At 56.8% G+C, this 22,129-nt stretch carries 20 protein-coding genes, 1 pseudogene and 1 riboswitch; of the genes and pseudogenes, 14 read left to right on the forward strand and 7 right to left on the reverse strand.

The genetic code is table 11. From position 1 onward, the window contains the following. Window positions 1-103: 103 nt before the first annotated feature. The 5 genes from AC2FJC_RS07945 to AC2FJC_RS07965 all read right to left on the reverse strand — a co-directional run bounded on the left by AC2FJC_RS07945 (window position 104) and on the right by AC2FJC_RS07965 (window position 6,350). Window positions 104-1,186: an ABC transporter ATP-binding protein gene (locus AC2FJC_RS07945; protein WP_496739069.1), complete on the reverse strand. Its 1,083-nt coding sequence runs from the start codon at window positions 1,184-1,186 to the stop codon at window positions 104-106. A 3-nt stretch (window positions 1,187-1,189) separates the two neighbouring features. Further along, window positions 1,190-2,845: an alpha-glucosidase gene (locus AC2FJC_RS07950; RefSeq protein ID WP_496739070.1), complete on the reverse strand. Its 1,656-nt coding sequence runs from the start codon at window positions 2,843-2,845 to the stop codon at window positions 1,190-1,192. Between the two features lie 9 nt (window positions 2,846-2,854). Then, window positions 2,855-4,003 carry a carbohydrate ABC transporter permease gene (locus tag AC2FJC_RS07955; RefSeq protein ID WP_496739071.1) on the reverse strand — a complete coding sequence of 383 codons (1,149 nt, stop codon included), beginning with the start codon at window positions 4,001-4,003 and terminating at the stop codon, window positions 2,855-2,857. 4 nt (window positions 4,004-4,007) lie between these two features. Next, window positions 4,008-5,015: a carbohydrate ABC transporter permease gene (locus AC2FJC_RS07960; protein ID WP_496739072.1), complete on the reverse strand. Its 1,008-nt coding sequence runs from the start codon at window positions 5,013-5,015 to the stop codon at window positions 4,008-4,010. 66 nt (window positions 5,016-5,081) lie between these two features. Further along, window positions 5,082-6,350, reverse strand: a complete 1,269-nt coding sequence (locus AC2FJC_RS07965) for an ABC transporter substrate-binding protein (RefSeq protein WP_058276650.1) — start codon at window positions 6,348-6,350, stop codon at window positions 5,082-5,084. Window positions 6,351-6,566: 216 nt separating this feature from the next. On the opposite strand from AC2FJC_RS07965, the gene AC2FJC_RS07970 reads away from it, so the two are divergent. The 7 genes and pseudogenes from AC2FJC_RS07970 to AC2FJC_RS08000 all read left to right on the forward strand — a co-directional run bounded on the left by AC2FJC_RS07970 (window position 6,567) and on the right by AC2FJC_RS08000 (window position 12,495). Next, window positions 6,567-7,598: a LacI family DNA-binding transcriptional regulator gene (locus tag AC2FJC_RS07970; protein ID WP_496739073.1), complete on the forward strand. Its 1,032-nt coding sequence runs from the start codon at window positions 6,567-6,569 to the stop codon at window positions 7,596-7,598. Between the two features lie 3 nt (window positions 7,599-7,601). Further along, window positions 7,602-8,903 (forward strand): annotated as a pseudogene (locus AC2FJC_RS07975) (GH1 family beta-glucosidase); the annotation flags it as partial. 42 nt (window positions 8,904-8,945) lie between these two features. Continuing rightward, on the forward strand, window positions 8,946-9,926 hold the full coding sequence (locus AC2FJC_RS07980; protein ID WP_496739155.1) for a glucokinase: 981 nt from the start codon (window positions 8,946-8,948) through the stop codon (window positions 9,924-9,926). A gap of 37 nt (window positions 9,927-9,963) precedes the next feature. Beyond that, a complete protein-coding gene (locus AC2FJC_RS07985; RefSeq protein ID WP_496739074.1) occupies window positions 9,964-10,890 on the forward strand; it encodes a carbohydrate kinase family protein in 927 nt (308 codons plus the stop codon). 17 nt (window positions 10,891-10,907) lie between these two features. Continuing rightward, the gene (locus tag AC2FJC_RS07990; protein ID WP_496739075.1) at window positions 10,908-11,573 is read left to right on the forward strand and encodes a D-lyxose/D-mannose family sugar isomerase; all 666 of its coding nucleotides are present in this window, start codon (window positions 10,908-10,910) and stop codon (window positions 11,571-11,573) included. Window positions 11,574-11,738: 165 nt separating this feature from the next. Beyond that, the gene (locus AC2FJC_RS07995) at window positions 11,739-12,014 is read left to right on the forward strand and encodes a hypothetical protein (protein WP_496739076.1); all 276 of its coding nucleotides are present in this window, start codon (window positions 11,739-11,741) and stop codon (window positions 12,012-12,014) included. A 10-nt stretch (window positions 12,015-12,024) separates the two neighbouring features. Then, the gene (locus AC2FJC_RS08000) at window positions 12,025-12,495 is read left to right on the forward strand and encodes a phage holin family protein (RefSeq protein ID WP_496739077.1); all 471 of its coding nucleotides are present in this window, start codon (window positions 12,025-12,027) and stop codon (window positions 12,493-12,495) included. A gap of 6 nt (window positions 12,496-12,501) precedes the next feature. Here the strand turns inward: AC2FJC_RS08000 and AC2FJC_RS08005 are convergent, their stop codons facing one another. After that, window positions 12,502-13,671: an acetate/propionate family kinase gene (locus AC2FJC_RS08005; RefSeq protein WP_496739078.1), complete on the reverse strand. Its 1,170-nt coding sequence runs from the start codon at window positions 13,669-13,671 to the stop codon at window positions 12,502-12,504. Next, window positions 13,664-15,058 (reverse strand): bifunctional enoyl-CoA hydratase/phosphate acetyltransferase, encoded by a 1,395-nt coding sequence (locus AC2FJC_RS08010; protein ID WP_496739079.1) that lies wholly within the window; start codon window positions 15,056-15,058, stop codon window positions 13,664-13,666. Before AC2FJC_RS08010 ends, AC2FJC_RS08005 begins: the two co-directional genes overlap by 8 nt. Window positions 15,059-15,251: 193 nt before the next feature. Further along, window positions 15,252-15,457, forward strand: a riboswitch (cobalamin riboswitch). 101 nt (window positions 15,458-15,558) lie between these two features. Here AC2FJC_RS08010 and AC2FJC_RS08015 point away from each other — a divergent pair. The 7 genes from AC2FJC_RS08015 (at window position 15,559) to napA (ending at window position 22,117) form a co-directional block, all read left to right on the forward strand. Continuing rightward, a complete protein-coding gene (locus AC2FJC_RS08015; RefSeq protein ID WP_496739080.1) occupies window positions 15,559-15,915 on the forward strand; it encodes a DUF1636 family protein in 357 nt (118 codons plus the stop codon). Further along, window positions 15,912-16,697, forward strand: a complete 786-nt coding sequence (locus tag AC2FJC_RS08020) for an ABC transporter ATP-binding protein (protein WP_496739081.1) — start codon at window positions 15,912-15,914, stop codon at window positions 16,695-16,697. Before AC2FJC_RS08015 ends, AC2FJC_RS08020 begins: the two co-directional genes overlap by 4 nt. A 10-nt stretch (window positions 16,698-16,707) precedes the next feature. After that, window positions 16,708-17,658, forward strand: a complete 951-nt coding sequence (locus AC2FJC_RS08025; protein WP_496739082.1) for an ABC transporter substrate-binding protein — start codon at window positions 16,708-16,710, stop codon at window positions 17,656-17,658. Window position 17,659: 1 nt separating this feature from the next. Continuing rightward, window positions 17,660-18,673, forward strand: coding sequence for a FecCD family ABC transporter permease (locus AC2FJC_RS08030; protein WP_496739083.1), 1,014 nt, complete (start codon window positions 17,660-17,662; stop codon window positions 18,671-18,673). Window positions 18,674-18,822: 149 nt separating this feature from the next. Beyond that, on the forward strand, window positions 18,823-19,338 hold the full coding sequence (locus AC2FJC_RS08035) for a ferredoxin-type protein NapF (protein ID WP_496739084.1): 516 nt from the start codon (window positions 18,823-18,825) through the stop codon (window positions 19,336-19,338). After that, window positions 19,335-19,628 (forward strand): chaperone NapD, encoded by a 294-nt coding sequence (locus AC2FJC_RS08040; RefSeq protein WP_108859623.1) that lies wholly within the window; start codon window positions 19,335-19,337, stop codon window positions 19,626-19,628. Before AC2FJC_RS08035 ends, AC2FJC_RS08040 begins: the two co-directional genes overlap by 4 nt. Next, window positions 19,625-22,117, forward strand: coding sequence for a nitrate reductase catalytic subunit NapA (gene napA, locus AC2FJC_RS08045; RefSeq protein ID WP_496739086.1), 2,493 nt, complete (start codon window positions 19,625-19,627; stop codon window positions 22,115-22,117). Before AC2FJC_RS08040 ends, napA begins: the two co-directional genes overlap by 4 nt. The last annotated feature ends 12 nt before the right edge of the window (window positions 22,118-22,129 follow it).

The raw sequence follows: 22,129 nt of genomic DNA on the forward strand, positions 1-22,129 counted from the left end.
CTCGGGACTTACTACTGCGGGGCACAGACAACGTTCCACACTGTACAGTAAGCGGCATTCGCGTACTGTGCCGCACCTTTCGATCATCAGGCGCGGCTCGCGGTCATTTCCTCATAGACAGGCCCTGGTGAAACAGATGAACTTTGCCCGGATCTGCCGAAATGGCAACGGTTTGGCCCCGCATGTTTTTTTGGACCCCCGGCAGTTTTGCGATTGTGGGGTCCTCCCCGTCTTTGGCGGCAAAATACAACAGCGTGACCTCGCCAAGTGCTTCGGTAAAGTCCACAATTCCTTCCATAATCGGATTGCTTTCAACGGGGTGAAAGTCTTCGGGACGCACTCCGATATTTACCTGTTTACCCTCGTCAGCTGCATCGGTTGGGATGCTGGTCACCGCGGTCCCACCGCCATCCAGTTTTACGACGGTGCGCTCACCAGTCTGCGTGATGACCCCCGGCAACAGGTTCATCGCAGGTGAGCCAATAAATTGCGCGACAAACTCATTGTCGGGCGTTTCATACAACTCAAGCGGAGTGCCGACCTGCGCGATCCCCTTGTTGGCCAGGACGACAATCCGGCTGGCCAATGTCATCGCCTCGACCTGATCGTGGGTGACATAGACCATCGTGCTGTCGGGCATTGCCTCTTTCAGACGCGCGATTTCTATGCGGGTCGCAACGCGCAGCGCTGCGTCAAGATTGGAAAGCGGTTCATCGAACAGATAGACCTTTGGATCGCGCACGATCGCCCGACCGATTGCAACCCGTTGCCGCTGGCCACCAGAAAGGGCCTTGGGAAGGCGGTCCAGAAACGGTTCCAACTGTAGGATGCGAGCGGCGCGGTCTACCGCTGCGTCGACCTCGTCCGATGGCATTTTGGCGATCTTCAATGCGAAAGCCATATTTTCGCGTACCGTCATGTGCGGATACAGGGCATAGCTTTGGAAAACCATCGCAATGCCCCGCTGCGCTGGCGGCACGTCGTTCATCACCTGGCCTTCGATCTCAAGCGTTCCGCCAGTGATCTTTTCTAGCCCCGCAATCATACGCAGCAACGTGGATTTACCGCAACCCGAAGGCCCGACAAATACAATCAATTCACCGCGTTCGATGTCGAGGTTAATGTTCTTTAAGACATCGACATTGCCATACGTTTTGGCAACATCCGTGAGATTGAGTTCAGACATAACTTACCCCTGTACCCGAGCCATCAAACAGAATTGGGCCGCACCGAGGGTGATGGTCCCCGCCCCTCCGACGCCGCCCAACTCTTGCCCGATTGCCTGCCAGTTACCGTCGGGCAGTGTGATTTCCGCGCTGTCAGATCCCAAATTGAACGCGCAGAATATCTGTTGGGCATTGTCCTCACGCAAGAAGGTCAGGATCGGTCCAGACTGCGCCATCTCGCGCTGCTGGCCAGACATCAATGCGGGATGCGCGTGGCGCAACGCGATGGCACGGCGATAATGGTGCAACGTCGAATTTGGCTCTTGCTCTAACCGGTCAACCGCACGCTCGGCCTGCGTTTGGCTGACGGGCAACCAGGGGGCTCCAGTACTGAACCCGGACTGTTCGTCCTGCGCAGCCCAAACCATCGGAGTGCGGCAACCATCACGGCCCTTGAACTCCGGCCAGAATTCTATGCCGTAAGGGTCCTGCAGATGTTCAAATGGAACATCCGCCTCGGGCAGGCCAAGTTCTTCGCCTTGGTACAAGCATGCTGACCCACGCAGGCACATCATCAGCACTGCATGTTGACGGATGGCTGCGTCGTCCAGCCCCCACCGCGACGCGTGACGCTGAACATCATGGTTTGAGAACGCCCAGCAAGGCCATGCATCGCCAGCCTTTTCTTCCAACTGATCAAACACCTGTTTGGCGTATGCGGCGGTCAAAGCGCGTTTTTCGAGAAACTCAAAAGCATAACACATATGCATGCGCTTATCGCCACTGGTATACTCACCCATGATCTCAAGACCGCGCTGCGCGTCGCCAACCTCGCCCAAACAAGCACGGCCTTCGTATTCGTCCGTTAGTGCGCGCAACCGCTCGAGGAAGGCGATGTTTTCCGGCTGGCTTTTGGAATGAAGGTGATCCTGATGGTTATAGGGGTTCACCATGGGCGCGATCGAGGCATTGCGCTGATCCATCGGCAGGCCAGGGTTGTCGCGCAGTTGTTTGTCGTGGAAATAGAAGTTGATCGTGTCCAGACGGAAACCATCCACGCCCAAGTCCAGCCAGAACCGCGCCACATCCAGCAATGCATCCTGCACGTCCGAGCAATGGAAGTTCAGATCCGGCTGCGACGTCAGGAAATTGTGCAGATAGTACTGAAGGCGTCGGGAATCCCACTGCCATGCAGACCCCCCAAAAATCGACAGCCAGTTGTTTGGTGGCGTTCCATCGGGTTTGGGATCAGCCCAAACGTACCAGTCGGACTTGGTATTTTCGCGACTGGACCGGCTTTCCTTGAACCATGAGTGCTGATCCGACGTGTGCGACAGCACGAGGTCAATCATCACCTTCAGCCCCACTGAATGCGCCTGATCCAAGAGTTCCTTAAAGTCCTCCATGGTTCCGAACATCGGATCAACATCACGATAGTCGCTGACATCGTAACCGAAGTCCTTCATCGGTGATTTGAAGAAGGGTGAGATCCAGATTGCGTCGACGCCAAGCGAAGCGATGTAACCAAGCCTTTGGGTGATACCCTTGAGATCTCCAATTCCATCGCCGTTGCTGTCCTGAAAACTGCGTGGATAGATCTGGTAGATCACCCCGCCCCGCCACCATTCGGCGGCTGCTTTGGTTGTTGTTTCGAGTTTCACGGTGTTCTGCACGTTCATCAGACGCCTCTACTTAACGGACCCGGCCAACAGACCGCGGACCAGATATTTTTGCATTGCGAAGAAAACAATCAGCGGGACGATGATCGAAACAAAGGCCGCTGTGGCAAGGATTTCCCAATTCCCACCGCGCGTGCCCAAAAGCTCGACGATGCGGTTGGTCATGACGGTGGTCTGTCCGGACGCGTCTATCAGGAACACTTTGGCGACCAGCAAGTCATTCCACGTCCAGAGAAACTGGAAGATCGCGAAAGACGCCAGCGCTGGAAAGCTGAGCGGCAAGATCAACTTGGTAAAGATCTGAAACTCGGTCGCGCCATCGACCCGCGCGTTTTCGATCAGATCGCGGGGCAGACCGGCCATGTAGTTACGCAAAAGATAAATCGCCAGCGGCAACCCGAACCCGGTATGCGCCATCCAAACCCCCAAATACCCTTTGCCAATCCCAATATTCAGGTGGAATTTCAGCAACGGGATCAGGGCCAGTTGCAGCGGGACAACAAGCAGGCCAACGACAGCCGCAATAAGCAACGCGCGCCCGGGGAAATCCATCCAGGCCAGTGCGTAGGCTGCAAAAGCCGCCACGAGAATCGGAATGATCGTTGCCGGTATCGTCACGGTCAACGTGTTGAAAAATGCGCGTCCCATACTGTCGGTGCTGTCTTCTGCCAGAAGAACCTTGTGATAATTGTCTAAGGTAAACTCAGGCGGCAATTCTGCAGTTACAAAAACACGCGATCCGCGGCTGCCGGTGAACTCGTCCGGGTTCTCCATGCGGTAATTCCCTGCGGCATCTACGGTGATTGTGCCGCCCTTTCGCAGCTCAGCTGTTTCGCCGGGGGCAAAGGCATCAATCGCGCGAGAGCTGATCCCCCATTTTGAGATTGTCACCTTCGTCCCTTCGTCAAACAGATTGCCTTCGATCACGTACAGCCCGTTTTCGAGTACCTGGGTATCCGGGGCCGCGCTGCGAAGGGTCAGGTTTTGTTCGGACGGGAACAGCGACCGCCACCAACCACTGGTTGCGATCTGGTCCGCCGTGCGGAAAGATGAAATCAGCAAGCCAAGCGTGGGTACCACCCACAGCACCACCAGAAAGAGAACCGAGGCATGGACGACCCAGCGAAGGGCGGGTTTGGTTCCTGCAATATCGCTCATTGCCCTACTCCATCTCTTTCCGTGCGTTGCGCACATTCCAGACGAGAATCGGAGCCACCAGGAGCATAATAACCATGGCCGAAGCGGACCCGACGCCCCAGTCATTCGCTCGGAACAGCTTGTCGTACATGTAGTTGGCAAGAACCTGCGTCTCCCATTGGCCGTTGGTCATGGCGAAGACGATGTCAAAGACCTTGAGGACAGTAATGGTGATCGTGGTCCAGACGACAAGGATAGTAGTTTTGATCTGCGGCACTTTGATCCGAAAAAAGATCTGGAACGGATTGGCGCCATCCAAAATTGCGGCTTCAATCGTTTCTTCGGGGATACCACGCAAGGCGGCCGACAGGATGACCATAGCAAAACCAGTCTGAATCCAGATCAGGACAACCATCAGCAAAAAGCTGTTCCAGAACGGTATCGTAAGCCATGTCTGCGGTTCGGTCCCGCCAAAGAAAATATACAGCGCATTCAGCATTCCGATCTGATCTTGTTCGGCCGGACGTGTGTCATAGACCAGCTTCCAGATAACCGATGCCCCAACTAACGAGATCGCCATAGGCATAAAGATCAGCGACTTGGCCAGATTGCCCCAACGAATGCGGTCAGTCAGCTGTGCCACCAACAGGCCAAAGGCCGTCGACATTGCAGGCACAATGATCAACCAGAACATGTTGTTGCGCATCGCTTCCCAAAACTTGGGCTCCTTGGCCATCTGGATATAGTTGTCCAGCCCAACCCATTTGTAGCCGCCGCCCGGGACACGATCAGTCAGTGACAGGCGCAGGGTTTCGACAACCGGATAGGCCAGATACAAGCCCAAAGCAGCCAGCGCTGGGAATAGAAACAACCAAGGCCGGATCATGTTCGCGCGGTTGATATTGCGGCCAGCATTCGGCCCCCGAGGCGGGAAAAGAACTCTGTCCAGAAACTGATTGGATAGATAGAAATAGCCCACGCAACCTGACACGCCGATGGCGATGGTCAGCAGGCCTTGAAATGCCGGGTGCATGCCGCTCTCCCTTGCGACGATAGGTTCGGGCAACCCGGCAGAGCGGGTTGCCCAATCTCAGACGCTTTAGTCCAGCGCGTCCCACGAGGACTGGATTTCGTCGGCGACGTCCTGGGCAGGTGTTCCGCCCGTATAGTCGACCATTCCAGTCCAGAAGGTGCCTGCACCCACGCCGCCCGGCATCAGGTCGGAACCGTCAAACCGGAAGGTGGTGGCCCCCAGAAGAATGTCATTCATCTTCTTCAGCGTAGGGTCTGAGAAGACCGAAGTATCGACGCCTTTGTGCGGCGTCAGGAACCCGGTCAGAGCCATCCAGGCTTCGTGCGCCTCGGGTGTTTCCAGGTATTTCATCAGCGCATGCGCGCCCGGGCTGTCATTGGTGATCGCCCAAACTGTGCCGGCCCCAAGGACCGGGCTGCCAAGATCCTTGCCTTCATAGGCCGGGAAGTAGAAGAAATCGGCATCTTCGCCCACAACCGTGCCTTCAGGGAAGAAAGCGGGAATGAATGAAGCCTGACGGTGCATGTAGCACTGCGGAGGTGAGCTGAACATACCCTTCGGGCTGTCACGGAAGTCAGTCGTTGCAACCGCACCTGCTCCACCGGCCACGTAATCATCGTTGCGCGCAAAAGCTCCGAATTCTTCAATCGCGGCGACAACCTTAGGATCGTTAAATTTCAATTCGTTGGCGACCCAGGCGTCATAATCTTCGGGCGGCAACGTGCGCAGCATCATGTCTTCAACCCAGTCAGTCGCTGGCCAACCGGTCGCTCCGCCAGACCCCAGCCCGATGCACCATGGCGTTTCGCCATCTGCAACGATCTGATCGGTCAGCGCCTTCAGCTCTTCCATTGTGGTCGGGATTTCATAGCCGGCGTCTTCGAAGTTCTCCGGCACAAACCAAACCAGCGATTTCACGTCGACCTTGTAGAAAAACCCATACAGATGGTCCTGCCCGTCCGGGCCCTGATAGGTTCCCAGATCCACCCACGACTGGCCGGCCGCATAGTTGTCGCGAATCCAATCCGCAGTTCCTTCACTCAGGGGCGTCAGGAATCCCGCCTTGGCCATATCTGATGCCAGACCGGGTTGGGGAAACACTGCTACGTTGGGCGCCGATCCGGCTTCGGCATCAATTCTGATCTGCTGCTCAAAGCTGTCCGAGCCGACATAGCTGTACTCATGCCCGGTCGCTGCGGCAAAGCCGTCCAAAACCTTTTCGACATTTTCCTGATCAGGCCCCAGCCACGGGCCGAACACGGTGACCTTGTCGGCATACGCTGCGCCCGCCATCAGGGCGAACGTGGCCGCGCCCGCATAAAGCGAGTGTTTCATGAAGTTTCCTCCCAACTTTGCTCGCGCCTTTGAGACTCATTTTCAAAGCGCTTTGGATGACGCACTTTATCCGCTAACATTCAATTTTTGTCAATAATCTGTTTACTGATGCCCATATTATTAATATTCAGGGCTGTGTCAGAAAGATGTGGCAGTCGGGCGGGAAGCGCCTGCAAATCCGCAAATGATCAAATTTGAAGGCGCTTTGAGGCGAAGATGAATCTAAAGCAGCTCTCAGAAATCCTTGGTTTATCTCAAACCACTGTCAGTCGCGCGCTGAATGGCTACCCCGAGGTGAACGAGGATACGCGCCTGCGCGTCCAAGCCGCCGCTGCCAAGCATGGCTACCGGCCGAACAGCCGGGCCAAGGGATTGGCAACAGGCCGCTCGATGGTGATTGGGCACGTGATTCCCTCCTCATCCCAGCATGAAATGGTAAACCCGATTTTTGGTGATTTTGTCGCCGGTGCTGCACGCAAGTATTCGGATCATGGATATGACATGATGTTCACCAATGCAGATGACACCTCGATCGAGGAAGCCTATCGCAGTCTTTTCCAGCGTGGCGCGGTCGATGGTATTGTTTTGCAAGGCCCCAAAGTCAACGAGCATCGGATCGAGGTCCTGACCAGAATGGGCGTGCCCTTTATCGTTCATGGCAGATCGACCGGGGTAGACGTGCCCTATGACTGGATCGACGTGAACAACAAAAGTTCGTTCCTGCGCGCCACCCGGTTTCTGATCGACCTTGGGCATCGTCGCATTGCCCTGATCAACGGGCTTGAGGATATGGATTTCGCTCAACGTCGCCGCGAAGGATATCTTGAGGCCCTGCATGAGGCAGGTCTGTCCCCCGACCCGGAATTGATGCGCAGCGCCGAGATGACCGAGGTTTATGGCCACCATGAATCCCGCGATATGCTTCGCCTGGATGACCCACCTACGGCCATCCTGACCGCATCCATGATTTCCGCGATCGGTGTGCGCCGTGCTCTCAACGAGGCGGGGTTGAAGATGGGCAAGGACGTATCAGTCATCGCCCATGACGACGATCTTTCTTATCTGAAAAACGGTCAGGATGTGCCAATTTTCACGGCCACACGGTCATCCGTGCGTCGAGCCGGAGAAATAGCCGCTGAAATGCTGATCGAACGCATCAAATCTCCGGAAGACCCGGTAAAAACTAGATTGCTGGAGGCCGAACTGGTAGTTGGCGGCTCGACCGGCCCCGCTCCCAACAGGTTCTGAAAAATGAAATACACTCGTTCGGACTTCCCCAAAGACTTTCTCTTTGGTGTCGCAACCTCTGCCTATCAAATCGAAGGCCACGCACAGGGTGGCGCGGGGAAAACCCATTGGGATAGCTTTGCCGCTTCACCCGGAAACGTGGTGCGAAACGAGAATGGAGATCTGGCCTGTGACCACCTGAACCGTTTTCCACAGGATTTCGATCTTGTGCGGGACGCGGGTTTTGATTGCTACCGGTTCTCGACAAGCTGGGCGCGCGTTTTGCCTGAAGGGCGTGGCCCGGTAAATCAGGCAGGTCTGGATTATTACGACCGGCTTGCCGACGCCTTGTTGGAACGCGGCATTCGGCCCTGTGCGACCCTCTATCATTGGGAATTGCCTTCTCCGCTTGCTGATCTGGGCGGCTGGCGCAACCGGGATATCGCAAGCTGGTTTGCCGATTTCACCGAGGTCATCATGGGCCGCATCGGCGACCGTATGTACAGCGTCGCCCCAATCAATGAGCCGTGGTGTGTCAGCTGGCTGAGCCATTTTGAAGGCCACCATGCACCCGGAATGCGCGACATTCGCGCGACGGCACGGGCCATGCATCATGTTCTGCTGGCTCATGGCCGCGCCATTGAGGCGATGCGTGGCCTCGGCATGTCCAACCTTGGCGCTGTGTTCAATCTGGAATGGGCCGAGCCCGCTGATGACAGCCCCGCTGCGCGCAAGGCGGCCGATCTTTATGACGGGATTTACAACCGGTTTTTCCTAGGTGGTGTGTTCAAAAAAGCCTATCCGCAAAATGTTCTGGACGGGTTGGAACCTCATCTTCCATCCGGCTGGCGAGACGACTTTGACACCATTGGTGCACCCGTCGATTGGTGCGGTCTGAACTACTATACCCGCAAACTGATCGCGCCTGCCGATACCGCATGGCCAAGCCTGGAAGAAGTACCCGGCCCGCTTCCCAAAACACAGATGGGGTGGGAGATTGAACCCGATGCCCTGACGCGCTTTCTGACCCGTACGGTGCGCGATTATACCGGCGACTTGCCGATTTATGTCACCGAAAACGGCATGGCGAGCCCGGAACGCAAGCAAGATGACGACCGCATTGATTACCTCAACAAACACCTTGGTGCCGTTCAAAACGCGCTGGACGACGGCGTTCCAGTCAGGGGCTATTTCATCTGGTCCCTGTTGGATAACTACGAGTGGTCCTTTGGCTATGAAAAGCGGTTCGGGTTGGTTGATGTAGATTTCGATACGCTCGAACGGACCCCAAAAGCCTCGTACAACGCGCTGAAATCGGCCTTGTCCGGTGGGTCTGTTTCCCTACCAATGGCGCAGCCTGCCGGAACCATGCACGAGCACTGGAACCTTGTTGCAGACATAGGCGGCACAAACACGCGACTGGGTGTCATCTCGAACGGACAACTGACGGACCTTCGCAAATACCCAACCGGGTCGTTGCAAGAGCTTCTAGATGCGTTCCACAGCCTGCGTGACGAGATTGGCACCGACCCACGCGCCGTCGTCGCGGCCGGAGCAGGTCCGGTCAAAGACGGGACAATCCGCCTGACAAATGCACATCTTGATTTGTCCGAAAGCGACATCGGCAAGGCAACAGGAGCGCAACACACATTTGTTATCAATGACTTCACCGCGGCCGCCTGGTCGGTCGCCGAAATCACCGGTGACCATGTCGAGGTCCTGCAAGGGGCTGAGACACCGCCGGTCGGAACCCGGCTGGTTGTAGGCCCCGGCACAGGCCTTGGCGTCGGCGCATTGCTGTATTCCCAAGGGCGATACCATACCGCGTCGGGTGAAGGTGGCCATGTCGGCCTGTCCCCACGCCACGAGGATGAGGTCGAAGTCTTCAAAGCGGCACGCCATATCGCGCCCGAATGCTTCTTTGATGACAGCCTAGTGCTCGAAGCGGAAATGTTCCTCAGCGGAACCGGCCTTCCCATTCTGTACCAAGCCGCCAGCATGGCCGCTGGACAGACCGATGCTCCAAGGCGCAGCGCCAAGGATATACTGCAGGACGCGCTGGCGGACTCCGACCCGATTGCGGTCAAAACTGCGCATATGTTCAAAACTCACCTTGGGGCCATTATGGGCGATCTGGCCGTCGCCTACATGCCGACAGGGGGTGTTTTCCTTGTGGGTGGCGTCGCCGAGAAAAACCGGTGGCTGTTCAAGGATGCGTTCCGGGATGCCTTTAACGCCGGTGGGCGGTTCAGTGACTTGCGGCGTTCAATGAACCTGTATGTGTCCGAGCAGGATGAATTTGGCATTGTTGGCGCTAACAATTTCTGTAAAAGTGCGCTCGCGCGGTAAACTGGCCGCCTGACCCTGTTACAGAAAGGACCACGGCATGATTCTGTGCTGCGGTGAAGCCCTGATAGACATGATCGCCGAGCCAACCGTTTCTGGGTCGCGCGGATTCGTGCCCCACTCCGGCGGCGCAGTGTTCAACACAGCCGTAGCGCTGGGTCGGCTAGGCGCGCCAGCGGGTCTTTTGACCGGGCTATCGTCGGATATGTTCGGACAGCAACTGGCGGACGCGCTGCAAACCAGCCATGTAGACGCCAGCCATGTGATCCGATCGGATCGCCCAACGACATTGGCGTTTGTCCAGCTGGAAGATGGCCATGCCAGCTACAACTTTGTCGACGAAAACTCGGCCGGGCGCATGTTGACCCCTGAGGATATGCCAAAACAATTGCCTGCTGCATCGGCGCTGTATTTTGGCGGGATTAGCCTGGCGTGCGAACCCTGCGCTGATGCTTATGCAGCCCTGCTTGAGCGTCACGGAGCGGACCGAGCGGTCATGCTGGATCCAAATATCCGGCCGGGATTTATCAAGGATCAAACGCGGTATCGCACCCGGCTAAACCGTATGATTGCACAATCTGACATCGTCAAAGTCTCGGATGAGGATCTGGACTGGATCGTTCCGGGACCTGAAACACTGGCGGAGAAAGTACCTTTGCTGCTGCAAACAGGTCCTTCCGTGGTTATCGTAACGCGCGGCAGTGATGGGGCCTCGGGATATCTGGCGGACGGGTCCGAAACCTCGGTGCCAGTCAAAGCGGTCGAGGTGGTCGATACGGTGGGTGCCGGTGACACGTTCAACGCCGGAGTCCTTGCTGAATTGGACCGAACAGGTCGATTGACCAAGTCCAATCTGCGGACGTTGGGCCAGGACGACTTGCGCGCGGCGTTAGCCAAAGGTGCAGACGTCGCCGCCATCACCGTTTCCCGCGCAGGCGCAAACCCGCCCTGGGCGCATGAACTTTGACCCCCTGAGGGACCGAGATGAAAAGATCAGATATCAACGACATCAAAACCGAAGCCGAGGCCTTCATTCGCTCGTTCGGGGCCGTCCTGCCGCCTTTTGCCAACTGGTCGCCGGAACAAATGCGCAGCGCACAGGCACAAGGCATCCGTGACCGCGGCCTCGGGTGGGACATTACCGACTATGGTCAAGGCCGGTTTGATGAGCTCGGCCTGTTCCTATTTACCCTGCGTAATGGCGATGTGCAGGATCTGAACAAAGGTCGCGGAATGCTATATGCAGAGAAGCTTTTGGTTTCTCGGGACAAGCAACTCTCCCCGATGCATCGCCATATCATTAAGGCCGAAGACATCATCAACCGGGGCGGCGGCGATCTGGTCATGGAGATTTATGCCTCGGACCCGGACGGCGGTATAGACCGGGATAACCCGGTGGTTGTTCCCAGCGACAACTGCCCTGTCACCATCGTACCTGGTGAGTTGCTGCGGCTGAAACCCGGGCAGAGCGTGACCCTGATGCCGGGTATCTGGCACGCATTTTGGGCGGAACAGGGCGACTGCCTGATTGGCGAGGTGTCAACTGTCAACGATGACCGGACCGATAATGTATTCGAGGATCCCATTCCGCGCTTTGCAACGATTGAAGAAAACACAAAGCCCGATTTCTTGCTGGTATCAGACTATTGATAAACGGATAGCGCGTGCGCCGGCTGGATCACATCCGGGCCGGGTGCTGATCGCTGCATCGGGATAACACCCTTTCCCGAATTCAAAAAATCGAATTAACATGGCCCTCGACAAAGGAAAAAGTCGCGAGCCTGATTGTTGCGCGACCATCGAAGGACCCGAGTGATGGTAACCAAAGCACAGCTAGAAGCCGAAGTCGCAGAGTTGCGGCGTCAGCTGGCCGAACAATCCAACGCACGAGAAGGCGTTTCAGATTCGAGCAGCGGCAAACAAGCTGATCCCGACAAATCAATGACGGACGGAATTGTCGAAAGCTTGGATGAGTGGTCAACGCAACTAGAAGAAGTCATGACAGAGCTTGAAGAATTTCCCCATAAAAGGCCGATCCTATTCGCCCTTGGGATTTTCACGATTGGCTATCTTCTAGGCCGTTCCCGGTAGGAGCCCGAACATGAACCGCATTTCACGCAACATTTCGATCATCCTGCGCGCCGAGCGACTTATTGCTCAAAGGCAACTGTCAGTCGCGGCAAAACGCACAGGCTTTTACGCTGCTGCCGGGTTAGCCGTTGGGCTTGCAGTAATCATGCTGAACGTCGCCGGGTTCTTTTGGCTGTCCGAGACCATGTCAAAGTCTCTGGCGGCAATCATAGTGGCCGGGGTGAACCTTGTTCTGGCCGTGATCCTCGCACTGGTCGCAAATTCCATGACGGCCGAAACTGATACCTCAGCGGCCGTTGAGTTACGGGATATGGCGCTGCACGACATCGAAGACGAAGTCCGGGACAACTTCGCCGAAGCGCGCAACATGATTGTCGGTCTCAAACGCGATCCGATCGGGATGCTGTCGCCTGACATTATCAGCACGGTTCTTGGCGTCTTACTCAGATACGCGCGGCGTGGAAAAAACAAACCAGATTAGGAGCGATTATGCCATTCTGGCGGCTGCACGGGCGATCACCATCTCTTCGTTTGTGGGAATGGCCAGAATACGCACCCGGCTGAAATCAGTGGACAGAACCGTAGCGTTGTCGGCATTTCGGTTCGGATCCATATCAATGCCGATCCAGCGCATCCCTTCGCAGACCATCTGTCGGATACGGGCGGCATTTTCACCGATACCTCCAGTAAAAACCAAAGCGTCGATGCCTTCCAGCGCAGCAGATAAGGCACCCAGTTCCCGACGGATGCGGAAGACGTAGTACTCAATCGCTTTGCGCGCATCCGGAGTGTCAGCAGCCAACAGGGTGCGCATGTCCGAGGACATGCCGGACAGACCAAGCAAGCCAGACTTTCGATAGAGAAGCTCGGCGATTTCGTCTGCCTCCATCCCTTCTTGCTGCATCATGTAAAGCACGACCCCCGGGTCCAATTGCCCGCTGCGGGTGCCCATGGGCAGACCGTCGAGCGCCGAAAATCCCATGGTCGAGGCCACGGCCCGACCGCCCGACACCGCACACATCGACGCGCCATTTCCCAGATGCGCAATGACGACGCGGCCGTCGTACAAACCCGGCGCAATTTCTTTCAGTTTTTGTGAGACGTAGTCATAGCTCAGCCCGTGAAACCCGTATCTGCGAACGCCCTTTTCGTAGAATCTTTGAGGCAATGCGAAGGTATCATTCACCCAAGGATGCGTCCGGTGAAACGCGGTGTCGAAACACGCTACCTGAGTTGTGCCAGGAAAAGCCGCGGCGGCCGCCTTGATACCCGTAAGGCTGTAGGGTTGGTGCAAAGGCGCGAAGGGAATGAAACCGCTTAGCGTATCAAAGACGTGCTCGTCCACCACGACAGGTTCCGAATAGACTGGTCCGCCGTGAACGACGCGGTGGCCCACGGCCCGGACGTGAATGTCCGGCAGGTATTCGCGGGTAAGTTCAAGAAACGCATTGATGGCCTCGTCATGTGTTTTGGCTCCAGACAACTGACGGTCGACAGACCGCCCCCCTGCTGATTGGGCCAACAAGCGTGGTGCATCCCCCAACCGCTCGATCTGACCGCGCCAGCGCATACTGGGACGTCGGTCCTCGACCAGTTCGTAAAGCGCGAATTTCAACGAGGACGACCCGGCATTCAGTGCCAAAACATGTTCAGCCATGGATTTTGCCTTCATTCGCAATTGCATGCAGCGCCGCGACAGCACAAGACGCCAGCCGCGAAGCATCATCATCTGCCCGAGATGTCAGGATAATCGGTGCCGCAGCACCTATCACGACGCCGGCAGCCTCGGCATGAGAGATATATGTCAGCTGTTTGGCTACCATGTTGCCGGCTTCGATATTCGGAACAACCAGAATGTCTGCGACCCCCGCGACCGGTGAGGTGATGCCTTTTGTCCGCGCCGCGTTCAGATCAACCGCGTTGTCCATGGCCAAGGGGCCATCGACCAGCCCGCCGGTGATCTGCCCACGCTCGGCCATTTTCGACAACAGCGCGGCATCGACAGACGACGGTAAATGCGGGTTGATCGTCTCAACCGCTGACAAGACGCCAACCTTAGGCATCTCGATGCCAATAGAATGCGCAAGATGGATGGCGTTCTGAACGATATCGGCCTTGGTTTCGAGATCCGGTGCGATATTCACCGCCGCATCTGTAACCATGATGGGTCGAGACATGCCTGGCACGTCCATCACGAACACATGCGACAGCCGCCGCCCGGTTCTCAGACCTTTTTCCCTGCGCAGAACGGCGCGTAACAACACATCCGTGTGCAAATGACCCTTCATCAGCATCCGGGCCTTACTTTCAACGACCAGCCCGACCGCGCGTTGGGCGGCCACTTCCTGGTCTCGCGCTTCAATGATTTCAACTCCGGACAAATCGGCCCCAAGCTGGGCAGCAGCGGCGGTGATTTTGTCCGGGTCGCCAACCAAAATCGGAGTAATGATGCCGCTTTCCAACGCGAGTAATGCCCCGCCTAGCGAATTCGGCTCTTCCGGGGCGACGATCGCTGTGGGCATCGGGTCCAAAGGACGTACCCTTTCCAACAAAGCGTCGAAATGCCGGTGACGCTGAACGATCAGTCCCGGCACCTCGACCGAGTCGAAGGTCAAATGCCGCGACGGTGGCGTGACCTGTACGGTACCACTCAGGATCAATGCGTTATCCCCGACCCGGCGCACTTCGGCGGAACAGGTCAGGTCGCCGTCTTCACGCTTTTCGGTAACAGCCACAAAGGCGGTCAGTTCTTCGCCCGCCATAACCGGAGCATGAAAACTCAGGTCCGCCCGACGTGTTTGCGTACCGGCCCCCGGTAAGATGTTTCCAATGACTGCAGCCACCAAACCCGCGGGCCACAAGGCGGGCGCAACAGCCTCGGGGTGTCCATCTCCATCTCCGTCATAGGCCGCCAGATTTAGCGGGTTGTGGTCACCCGAAGCCGAGGCAAACGCGTACAAGTCGTCCACGGTGCACAATCGGGTGACCTGCGCCTTGTCGCCTACCTTCAGTTGAGAATAGGTTCTGTTTTCTTGAATTTTCATCTCGTCCGGCTTTGTTTTTGAATGCGTGTTCGTTGTTTCAAACATTGGATGTGCGGCCCCCCGGAACCAGAACATATCCACCTTTGTTGCTACATTTCTGCAACGCAGCGTAGTCAGATCATTGGCAAATGACAAATGACCTCTGTGCGTGGGGCGGCGCGGATTATCGCTTGACCCAAATTCGGAACTCGGGCAAGCATCACCGCGATGGTTCCCTATGGTTCGCCACGGGATGAAAAGGGAATACGGTGAGGTTGCCAACAAGCGCCAAGTCCGTGACTGCCCCCGCAACTGTAAGCGGTGAGCGACGCCAAATACCCACTGACCCCAAATGGGTCGGGAAGGATGGCCAAGCCACGACCCGCAAGTCAGGAGACCTACCATCCGATGTTCAACCAACCCGGGGCGGGGCGTCCTGGAAGGAGGCTTTATGACACGTCTAAGACGTGATGACATGATTGGCACCTTCTGCCCGCGCTTGGCAACAGGCGGAGTGGGCTATGTCGATCAGTCCTGATCATTTCCTTCTGATTTGCGAGACCTGCGAGGGTTCTGACCGGGCGGATTCATTGCGCGCTGCGCTTGCAAGCAAGCTTCCATCCAGTTTTGACATCCAAAGCGTTTCCTGCATGGCCGGTTGCGGTCGTCCCACAACCGTCGGGGTTCAGGCATTCGACAAAGCGCAGTACCTTTTCGGTGACATCCAATCGACTGAGGACGTGGATGCTTTGGCCGAATTTGCACATCAATACCATCGCATCGCGGATGGGTGGACCAATGCAACGCAGCGCCCGCCTGCCCTTCTTGAAAAGACTCTGGCGCGCCTGCCGCGGCTAAAAGTGGAGACAAGCGCATGACCTGCGGAGCTTTCCTTGAGGCGCGCGGGCTGGAGTATTATGCCCTGAACGGCGACGTACTGCTGCAAAACATCAATTTCGAACTGAATGAAGGGGCCACTCTGGCAATTGCCGGCCCAAACGGTGCGGGTAAGACAACGCTGCTGAATCTTTTGTGCGGCGGTGAAGAGATTGTGCTGGGGGACGTTTTGGTAAAGGGGCGCAGCCTTCGGCAGCTTTCGGCAATGGACCGCGCCCGAATGATCGCCGTGGTCAGTCAGCAGGAATCGCCGGACGGGCGTTTGTTTCTGCGTGACTACGTGGCCCTTGGGCAAATCCCCATCCGCGCTGATCGGTCTGCCGCTGAGCACGCCTTGGAATTGGACCGAATCCTTAAACTGACCGGACTCTTCGCCCTCGCCGACAAGCGAATGGCCATGTTATCCGGCGGGGAACGCCAGCGTGCTCATATTGCAAGGGCGCTGGCGCAGAACCCGTCGTTGCTGTTTTTGGATGAGCCGACGAACCATCTGGATCCGGATGCCAAGGGACGCATGCTGTCGCTGGTCGCCGAGCTGGGCATTACGGTGGTCATGATCGTTCATGATCTGGTCATGATCCCGGAATTCGCGACCCATGTCGCGTTGATGAAATCCACGCGCCTGACCGGTTTCGGCCCAGTGCACGAAGTGCTGACACCCAAAAGGGTCCGTGAAACGTTTGGTGTCGATTTTCTTAGCTTTCAGCATGAAGGCCGCATGATCCCGGCACTGGATATCCGAAGAACCACTACCTCAAACTAGGAAAAGTAAAATGAACAAAACTCTCTGGTGCGCTGCACTGATCAGCGGCATTGCAAGTGCCGCAACAGCGCGCGAGATCACCGTCGACAATTGCGGCGAGCCGCTGGTGTTTGAAACTCAGCCCGAGCGGCTGGTCGTACACGACATGAACATGACCGACATGGCCTTTGCGCTGGGTTTGCAGGACAAGATCGTGGGCCTGACGGGCATCACCGGCTGGTACAAAACCAGCCCCGAGTTTGACACCCTGCGCGGCGACATCCCGGAACTTGCACCCAAGTATCCGACAGTAGAAAATCTGGTCGCTGTCGAACCCGACCTTTTCTTTGCGGGCTGGTACTATGGCATGAAGCCGGGCGGTGACGTGACCCCGGACACTCTTGCGCCGTTTGGCATCAAAACGATGATCCTGACGGAAAGCTGCGTACATCTGGATAAGGATCGCCCCGAAGCCAGCATGGACTTACTGTTCACCGACGTCCTTCGCTTGGGCAAAGTAATGCAAGTTGAAGACAAGGCGGAAGAGCTGGTTTCCGGCTGGAAAGAAGAACTGTCCGCGATTGAAACGCAGACAGCCTACCTGCCGAAACCCCGCGTTTTCCTGCTGGACGGCCCCGCCGATGCACCGTTTACGGCTGGCAAGTTTGCCATTCCCGACGCAATGATTGCTGCCGCTGGCGGCGAGAACGTCACCCATGATATGGACACCAGTTGGGGACGTTCCTCGTGGGAGGCTGTCGTCGCGTCGAACCCGGAATTCCTGGTTTTACTTGATTATCAAACTGGAAATGGCGCGGCGGATACCTTCAAGTTCCTACAGGACCATCCTGTGATGTCTCAGACGGACGCAGTCAAGAACGAACGCTGGATTGGTCTGCGCTACGAAGAACTGACACCCGGACCTGCAAATATCGAGGCAATCTCGAAAATGGCCAAGGCTATGCATCCGGGTCTGAACTGATATGGGCCGACTTGGCCTGACACTCTTGCTGGGGGCGGCTGTACTGGCCGCCCTTTTGCTGACCTCGACTATCTACGGAACCACATCCATTCCGGCCTCTGACGCACTGGCGGGTGTCTTGTTGGGCACGGGGATGATGGACGGAGAGATGTCTCCGCTCCACCGCATCGTGTTTGACCTGCGCTTACCACGCGCGCTGTTTGCCGCCGTGATCGGTGCCGGATTGGGCATCGTCGGCGTTGTCCTGCAAACCACCACACGCAACGATCTGGCGGACCCGTTTCTGTTCGGACTGTCCTCTGGAGCTGCGGCGGGAGCTGTCTTTGTCATTACAGTAACCGGAGATGTGCTGGGCTTTTGGACCCTGCCACTGGCCGCGTTTTTCGGAGGGCTTGTCGCGTCAGGCATTGTGCTGGCTTTGGTTCATGGGCTGCGCACAAGCGCGCCCGAAAAACTGATCCTCGCGGGGCTTGCAGTTTCGTTTTTGTTTTCAGCTATTACCAATTATCTGATTTTCGCGGGCGACAGCCGTGCGGCTCATTCTGTTATCTTTTGGATGCTTGGGGGTTTGGGTCTTGCCCGGTGGGAGACATTCCCTCTGGTCTGCGCAGGTTTAGCATTGATCCTCGCCTATGCAATTTACCGTAGCCGCTGGCTTGATGCGCTGCTGACTGGTGATTTGACGGCCGCCACCCTAGGTGTGCCCGTTCAAGGCTTGCGGTTCCGGATGTTCTTCGTGGCCGCTCTTGCGACTGCTGTGTTTGTGTCCGTTGCGGGTGTGATCGGTTTTGTCGGCTTGATGGTTCCCCACATCGCGCGCGGTATCGCAGGGCCATTGCACAGCCAGCTTGTGCCTACCGCCGCCATTGTTGGGGCAGCGTTGCTTACAGGTTCGGATATACTGAGCCGTCTGTTGCTTGCCCCGCAAGAGCTGCCTGTTGGTATTGTCACGACATCGCTGGGATCGGTTTTTGTCTTTCTTCTGTTGATCCGAACCGCTCGACCTCGGCGCTGATCGTCAAAGGTCGCATAGGTGCAAAAGTTAAAGTTTCCCAAATGACTAATAATAATCGGGCAAAATGACCTAAATCAAAAAAGACCCCCACAGATCACGGTATGCGATACACTCGATTACAGGAATCGAGTGTAGCCAGGTCGCATGCAATGCAACAATTGACCAGCCGACGCGCGTTTCTAAGCGCCAAGATTAGACCAGAGGACGGCAATATCGCCAGACCTCCGGGCTCGGTTGAGCTGTGCTTTGTTGAAACATGCAGCAAATGTGGTGATTGCGCAGATACTTGCCCCGAAGATGCGATCGTCATCGGGACAGACGGATACCCCCTGTTCAAGCCAACTGACAATCCCTGCACCTTCTGCGGCGACTGCACCCGGGTTTGTCCAACCGAAGCGTTAATGATTGACTGTTTGCCAGATTGGCCGTGGCGCGCCGCGCTTACGGCGGACACCTGCCTATCCATGAACGGCGTCAGTTGCCGCATCTGCCAGGACAACTGCGATCAGGGCGCCATCCGTTTCAAACTGATGACCGCTGGCCGCGCAGAGCCCGTGCTTGACTTTGATACATGCAATGGATGCGGGATTTGCCCTAGTTTATGTCCCGCCGATGCCATTGCGCTTGAACGCCAATCTCAACCACAAATGGAAGCTACTCAATGAACATCTGCGGTTGTCTTGCCCATGTCGCACCTGATCACACAAGCGCAGCAGCGCGGGTGATGAAGGACACACCGGGTGTCGAAATTCACGCCGAAACAGAAGATGGGCGATTTGTTGTCGTCGTCGAAGACACGCCATCACGCCTTGCGTCCGAGATCATCATGGATCTGCACCAGATCCCGGGCGTCATCTCACTGACACTGACCTATCACCATTTCGAGGATCCCGCGGACGCCCATCCGCAGCCCGATGCCCCAAGCCCAACCCCCAGCCGGAGGCCCACGCAATGACACATTCTGAATCCCGTCGGACTTTTCTCAAGGCCTCTGCCGCCGCAGCAACGGCGTCTGCTGCTGGTATTCCGCTGGCAGCCGGTCAAGCCAATGCCCAGGCAGGAACGCCAGACATCCGCTGGGACAAGGCGGCTTGCCGGTTCTGTGGAACAGGCTGCTCTGTTCTGGTTGGCACCAAAGAAGGTCGCGTCGTTGCGACGCAAGGTGACCCAGACGCGCCCGTGAACCGAGGATTGAACTGTATCAAAGGCTATTTCCTGTCCAAGATTATGTACGGCAAGGATCGACTGACCACGCCTTTGCTGCGCAAGACCAACGGCGAATACGACAAAAACGGCGAGTTCGAACCAGTCAGCTGGGACGAAGCGTTCGATGTCATGGCCGCAAAATGGAAAGAGGCGCTGGCCAAGAAAGGCCCGACCAGTGTCGGTATGTTTGGTTCCGGGCAATGGACGGTTTGGGAAGGCTATGCGGCCTCCAAACTGATGAAAGCCGGGTTCCGGTCCAACAACATCGACCCCAACGCCCGGCACTGCATGGCCTCGGCCGTCGTAGGTTTTATGCGAACCTTCGGCATTGATGAGCCGATGGGGTGTTATGACGACTTTGAGCACGCGGACACCTTCGTGCTGTGGGGCTCGAACATGGCTGAGATGCACCCAATCCTGTGGTCGCGCCTGACAGACACGCGCCTGACCAAGCCGGGATGTGAGGTGCATGTGCTGTCCACTTTCGAACACCGCTCGTTCGAACTGGCGGACAACGGCATTGTTTTTGAACCGCAAACCGATTTGGCGATCCTGAACTACATCGCCAACTACATCATTCAAAATGGCGCGGTAAACGAAGACTTCGTGAAGAAACACGTTAACATCACCAAAACCGCCACCGATATCGGCTATGGCTTGCGCGACAGCAACGCGCTGCAGCAAGAAGCCGAAAATCCGAACTCGGGCAAAATGGAACCGATCAGCTTCGAAGAATACGCCGAAGCCGTCGCACCCTACACGTTGGAATACACTTCTGAACTTTCGGGTGTTCCCGCAGACAAGCTGGAGAAATTGGCCCAGCAATATGCCGACCCGAATCGTAAAGTGATGAGCTTGTGGACCATGGGCTTCAACCAGCACACTCGCGGGTCCTGGGTGAATTCGCTGATGTATAACGTGCACTTGCTGGTGGGCAAGATTTCCGAACCCGGCAACTCTCCCTTCTCGCTGACGGGTCAACCGTCGGCCTGTGGCACGGCGCGTGAAGTGGGGACCTTTGCCCACCGTCTGCCGGCGGACATGGTTGTTACGAATGATAAGCACCGTGAAATCTGTGAAACCGCATGGAACATCCCCGAGGGCACTATCCCGCCCAAGCCCGGCTTCCACGCCGTGTTGCAGCACCGCAAACTGAAGGACGGCGAACTGAATGCCTATTGGGTCCAGTGCAACAACAACATGCAAGCCGCGCCCAACATCAACGAAGAAGGCTATCCTGGTTACCGTAACCCGGAAAACTTCATCACAGTCTCGGATCCTTACCCTACTGTCACCGCAGTTTCGGCCGACTTGATCCTTCCCACGGCCATGTGGGTTGAGAAAGAAGGCGCCTATGGCAACGCCGAACGCCGTACGCAATTCTGGCGCCAGCAAGTGCAGGCACCGGGTGAGGCCAAGTCGGACCTGTGGCAGCTGATGGAATTCGCGAAACGCTTTACCATCGAAGAGGTCTGGGGCGAAGAGCTGCTGGCCAAGATGCCCGAGCATCGCGGCAAGACCATGTATGACGTGCTTTATGCCAACGGTAAGGTCGACCAGTTCCCGCTGTCGGAAACGGCGGAAGGGTTCCACAACGACGACGCGGAGCATTTCGGATTCTACGTTCAGAAAGGTCTGTTCGAAGAATATGCCGATTTCGGACGCGGCCACGCGCACGACCTTGCTCCGTTCGAGATGTATCACGAGGCCCGCGGTATGCGCTGGCCTGTCGTTGACGGCAAGGAAACGCTCTATCGCTTCCGCGAAGGGTATGACCCGTATGTGCCGGAAGGCGCAGACGTTAAGTTCTACGGCTACGAGGACGGCAAGGCCAAGATCATCTTTGCCCCCTTTGAGCCCGCCGCCGAGGTACCGGATGAGGAATTTGATCTGTGGCTGTCCACCGGTCGTGTGCTGGAACACTGGCATTCAGGTTCGATGACCCGCCGCGTGCCCGAACTGCATCGCGCATTTCCGTCAGCCGTTGTCTACATGCACCCGGAGGACGCCAAGGATCGCGGTCTGCGCCGTGGGCAAGAGATCGTACTCTCCACCCGCAGGGGCGAGGTGACCAGCCGGGTTGAAACGCGCGGCCGCAATAAGGTGCCACGCGGATTGGTCTTTATGCCATGGTTCGACGAGCATCAGCTGACCAACAAGCTGACGCTGGACGCAACTTGCCCGCTGTCGAAAGAGACCGACTACAAAAAATGCGCCTGTAAGGTCGAGCGCGCGTAACGGACAAGCGAG

The organism is Ruegeria sp. CDSB117, from assembly GCF_059611005.1.